Source organism: Pseudoalteromonas sp. S558, assembly GCF_005886635.1.
GTDB classification, from domain to species: domain Bacteria; phylum Pseudomonadota; class Gammaproteobacteria; order Enterobacterales; family Alteromonadaceae; genus Pseudoalteromonas; species Pseudoalteromonas aliena.
The window spans coordinates 1-4,679 of sequence record NZ_PNDU01000360.1 but is presented as its reverse complement, the minus strand read 5'-3'; the positions used below and the strand labels follow the sequence as shown (position 1 = coordinate 4,679).

The 4,679-nt window shown below is 36.7% G+C and carries 5 protein-coding genes and 1 pseudogene; 3 read left to right on the top strand and 3 right to left on the bottom strand.

The features are described from left to right. Positions 1-276: 276 nt before the first annotated feature. Together CWB66_RS19265 and CWB66_RS19260 are read left to right on the top strand one after the other, a co-directional pair. Complete coding sequence (locus CWB66_RS19265; protein ID WP_077535752.1) at positions 277-630, top strand: VanZ family protein; 354 nt, start codon at positions 277-279, stop codon at positions 628-630. Continuing rightward, the gene (locus CWB66_RS19260; protein WP_138586621.1) at positions 623-1,525 is read left to right on the top strand and encodes a ketopantoate reductase family protein; all 903 of its coding nucleotides are present in this window, start codon (positions 623-625) and stop codon (positions 1,523-1,525) included. The genes CWB66_RS19265 and CWB66_RS19260 overlap by 8 nt, the downstream gene beginning before the upstream one ends. A gap of 26 nt (positions 1,526-1,551) precedes the next feature. Here CWB66_RS19260 and thiI read toward each other — a convergent pair whose 3' ends face one another. Then, entirely contained in the window at positions 1,552-3,009 is a 1,458-nt protein-coding gene (gene thiI, locus CWB66_RS19255; protein ID WP_077535754.1) for a tRNA uracil 4-sulfurtransferase ThiI, read from the bottom strand. Positions 3,010-3,106: 97 nt separating this feature from the next. Then, positions 3,107-3,760 (bottom strand): TetR/AcrR family transcriptional regulator, encoded by a 654-nt coding sequence (locus CWB66_RS19250; RefSeq protein ID WP_077535755.1) that lies wholly within the window; start codon positions 3,758-3,760, stop codon positions 3,107-3,109. Positions 3,761-3,944: 184 nt separating this feature from the next. On the opposite strand from CWB66_RS19250, the gene coaD reads away from it, so the two are divergent. Next, a complete protein-coding gene (gene coaD / locus CWB66_RS19245) occupies positions 3,945-4,433 on the top strand; it encodes a pantetheine-phosphate adenylyltransferase (RefSeq protein WP_138586620.1) in 489 nt (162 codons plus the stop codon). Between the two features lie 138 nt (positions 4,434-4,571). On the opposite strand, the pseudogene CWB66_RS23230 reads toward coaD, so the two are convergent. Then, a pseudogene (locus tag CWB66_RS23230) lies at positions 4,572-4,679 on the bottom strand (IS30 family transposase); the annotation flags it as partial.

Sequence of the window (4,679 nt, the reverse complement as noted above, 5' to 3'; positions counted from 1 at the left end):
AACATGATCATTCTAGCGTATTAAATAACTCACTAACGACGTTAAAAATTATTTATATAGAACAACTATGTATCATAATTTTAGTCTTGTTATTGAGCTATTTTCTTATCGCTATAATAGATCACTAATTTAATGCAATTGGTATAATCTTAATTTATGCCGCAATTATAACGCTAAAATAATAAATCTTTACATTTTTCTGCATCTTGTTCAGGTGCGATACTAAATTAGTTTGATATACTTCGGTCTCTTTTTTAAGCGATTTTAGGATTTGTCGTGACAAGGCGTGTTTATCAAGCAATTTTTTTGATCAGTATCGTAGCGTTTACCTTTTTATTTGCCAAAGAAATAAAAGGAGGGGTTACAAATTTATTCCCTCATATTGATAAAGTAGCTCACTTTGGGATTTTTTTCGTACTTGCCATAATAATGGATAAGGCATTTAAGCTACCTTTATACGCACAAATATTGTTACTAGCAGGTTATGGCGCTTGCATCGAAATAATGCAAGATGCCCTTCCTTACAGGCAAGCATCTATAGGTGATTTTATTGCCGATTTTGCAGGTGCAGCTAGCTATTTTTTACTCAGAGTGATTTTTACTCCTCGCAAAAAGAATCCTTATGACTAATATTCTTGTTGTTGGTGATGGTGCAATTGGTTTACTTTTAAGTCATTTTTTAAGTAACCAACACAACGTTTATGTTTTAACACGTAAAGCTACAAATAATACGCGCTTTTATAGTCGTAAAAACAGTGCCTCACAAAAAATAAATGCCCGCTTCATCTCACTAAATCAACTAGCTGCACAACCAAAATTTGACGTGATATTAATGACTGTGAAAGCTTTTCAAGTGCAAAGCGCGTTTGAGCAGGTAAAGCCTTACTTAACTGAGTACACAAATATAGTACTTTCACATAATGGCATGGGTAATGTTGAAGAATTAAAGTCAGAATTAATCCCAAGCCAAGCTCTCTACTTTTTAACAACAAGTATGGCAGGCTTTAAATCGAATCAATACATTGTGCAACATACCGGTGAAGGCCAAAGTGTAATTGGTGGCTGCAATAGTTTAGCACTTAAAAACATATCAACTATGGCTAACACTTTAAAAAGTATTCCAAAGCTACACGCTACAAGCAACATACAACAACTACGATTCGAGAAACTATTCGTTAATATTGCCATAAATCCATTAAGTGCATTACATAACGTTAAAAATGGCCAACTTCGCGATCCCCAATACAATTCAATGATCATCAATTTACTCACTGAAGCGTGTAACATTGCAAAAGCACAAGGCCTTAATATTCCTTTAATTAATGCACTAACTACAGCCTATAACGTAATGGAACTAACAGCGCAAAATTACTCTTCCATGCAACAAGATGTGATTAACGAGAGGCCAACTGAAATAACAGCAATGTGTGGTTATATTAATGAACAGGGTAAAGTTTATAATATTAAAACCCCCTATAATAATCAGTTATTAGCTAAAATTCAGGCAAAAAAAAGCGTGGTATAAACCACGCTTATATCAATTTTTAACTTTTATGGACGATAAACCTTTACGGTATCAAAGCCTTGCTCGTGCAACATAAGTGCCTGTAGCTGGCTCATTACGCCTCTATCACAATATAAATAATAGTCCGTATTTTTTGGTAAATCACCAAACTTAGTTGCTAAGCGAAAAAATGGTAAGTGTATAACTTCAACTCCGTCTATCTCAAGTGGCGATGCGTCTTCTTCCTCTGGCGAGCGAATATCAACAACAACCGCGCCCGCAGGTAAATCAGCAACTGACTCAGCTTCTTTTAGCTCTTGCTTAGCCTCAACATCGATATCGCGCACATCCATTATACGTGCATTATCTACCACCGTATCAAGCACATCAAAGTCGAACTTTTCTTCTTCGGCTTCTATTACTTCAATTTTGGCTTTAACAGTCGGCTTTTTAGAAATAACACCGCAGTATTCTGGCATCGTTTCGGCCATTTCGGCGGTACCAATTTGGCGAGCAAGGTTAATAATTTCTTGTTTGTCATTTTGAATAAGCGGGCGCAAAATAAGCGTTTCAGTAACACGGTCAATCACGCTTAAATTAGCTAATGTTTGACTAGATACTTGCCCAATACTTTCTCCGGTAACAAGTGCTTGAATGTTTAGCTTTTGCGCTACAACACTCCCCGCGCGCATCATCATACGCTTCAGCACGACACCCATCTGGCTGTTTTCAACGTTTTCTAAAATTTCAGCGACAACGGGTTCAAAATCAATAGTTATAAATTTAACTTTATGTGTTGAACTGTATTTTTTCCATAAAAAATAGCTTGCTTGTTTAACACCAATTTCGTGCGCTGCGCCACCTAAATTAAAGAATAAAAAGTGTGTACGCGCGCCTTTTCGAATCATTTGATAGCTTGCTACGCCCGAATCAAAACCACCAGACATCAGCGAAAGTACATCTTCTTGAGTTGGCAACGGGAAGCCCGCCATACCAAAATGCGTTTGCGAAACAATGTAAGCTTTATCGTCTTTTACTTCTAGGCGTATTGTTACTTCTGGGCGGCTAAGTTTAACGCTTGCGCCTTCAATGTGCTGGTTTAATCCACCGCCAACATAGCGCTCTAAATCAGTTGAGGTAAAGTCGTGTTGCCCTATGCGCTTAGCACGCACGCAAAAGGTTTTACCTACAATAGTATGACCAACTAAAGCGATGGTTTTTTGATAGATATCATCTAGTGTTTCAAACTGCGTTTCGGTTACTTCAATAAACTGAACAATGCCAGGTATGCGTTTAAGGCTGTCGATAAACTCAAGGCGAACTTGTGCATCTTCAAGCTTGGTAACCACTGAAATATTATCCCAGTTATTTCTTACTTGTACTTTTTCGTCAACACGACGCAATACAATCTTAATGTTATTTTCTAACACTTTAGTAAAGCGTTTACGGACTGAACGGCTTTTAATGGCTATTTCAGGGTGTAGTTTGACGATAAATTTAAGCATAGTTCACTCTTAGACTGCGGGAATTCGCGCTCCCAGACATTTGGCGCGCGATTATAACAAAAAATTCAGCGTCTAGGAAATAACCAAAACTCAATCGTTAGATATCACTTTGGGCATGTTGTGCTAACTCAGTGTATTTATCTCTTAACTGATTAAGCTTATTAATACTTTTATCCGTACTGTAAGCTCTAAATAATGTCAGTACTTTTAAAATGCCATGATAAATATCTTGCTCTAACAGTGTCCCACTTAATCTACGCGCTTTAATATAAGGCGTCCAAAAACTTACTGTAAGCTTTAGTGTGTGAGCCAGCTCAATAGCATCTTCTTCATCTATAGCAATCATTTCACTATCACGTAAACCAAGAATAATCTTACGCACCTGCTCTAATAACTCTAATTGAAAGTCAATATAGGCCTGCTTTAAATAGGCATCTCGCGATAAAATATCACCTAGATTGTCGTAAAAAAAATGATATCGCCACATCAATTCAAATAACGAGTCTAAGTAGGCTGTTAAATGGCTAAAAGCATCATCGTCTTTATTAATTGGTTTAAAGTGAGTGCTTAAATGATCACGATAAAGTGCAAATATATGACGAATAATGTCTTCTTTATTTTTAAAATGATAGTAAAGATTACCAGGGCTCATCCCTAAATGTGACGCAATATGATTGGTCGATATTGCACGTTCACCTTGTTCGTTAAATAACGAAATACTGGTGTGTATTATTTTGTCCTTGGTATTCATATGCTAATACTCAAATTATCTAAGGGCTACGTTACACTAAAAAAGAGGCTATGCAGTATAAACAAATATCTACCATATAACACTCCCACCCCACATATTCCCTTTGAAGTATTGCTATTTGCAATTGCTGATTTGTGCAAAAAACACTGTTAAACTAACGTTAAAATAATAAATAGTGAATATTATGAACATAACTGCAATTTACCCTGGCACTTTTGATCCGCTTACAAACGGTCATACTGACCTTATTCAGCGTGCTGCAAAAATGTTTGATACCGTATTAGTCGCTATTGCGCATAACCCAAGTAAAAAACCTTGTTTTAGTCTTGAGGAACGTGTGGAGCTGGCCAACACCATTTTAAGTCATTTAGATAACGTGAAAGTAATTGGTTTTTCAGGGCTGCTGGCAGATTTAGCAAGAGATAATAACGCCAATGTATTGATTCGTGGAATTAGAGCGGTGTCTGACTTTGATTACGAGTTTCAACTCGCTAATATGAATCGCCGCCTCAACCCCGATTTAGAAAGTGTATTTTTAACCCCAGCAGAGAGAAACTCTTTTATTTCCTCAACACTTGTTAAAGAAGTGGCACGTCACAACGGTGATGTCAGCGAATTTGTAGACCCAGTTATAGTAAAGGCTTTGAAAACCAAATTAGGCTGTGACTCTTAATAGCCATTGACTGCATTAGCGCATCATAAGCATGCGCTAATTAAGTACTTTTCTACTCTAGATAATATAGTCAGATACGGCTACAAAACACCTTATGAAACCCGAATTCAGGTTCCAAGTGCACCAAACCTTAAATCACTAATTAATAAAGACTTCTTCAGCTGTCTGATAATTTAGTATTTTCCTTGGGCGAGCATTAATTTTCACTACAACCTCTTGGAATTATTCATTAGTTATAGTTGAAAA

What these genes read in the sequence shown, in the direction of transcription:
- CWB66_RS19260 (WP_138586621.1), top strand. Translation starts at nt 623, where the DNA reads ATGACTAATATTCTTGTTGTTGGTGATGGTGCAATTGGTTTACTTTTA.
- thiI (WP_077535754.1), bottom strand. Translation starts at nt 3,009, where the DNA reads ATGCTTAAATTTATCGTCAAACTACACCCTGAAATAGCCATTAAAAGC.
- CWB66_RS19250 (WP_077535755.1), bottom strand. Translation starts at nt 3,760, where the DNA reads ATGAATACCAAGGACAAAATAATACACACCAGTATTTCGTTATTTAAC.
- coaD (WP_138586620.1), top strand. Translation starts at nt 3,945, where the DNA reads ATGAACATAACTGCAATTTACCCTGGCACTTTTGATCCGCTTACAAAC.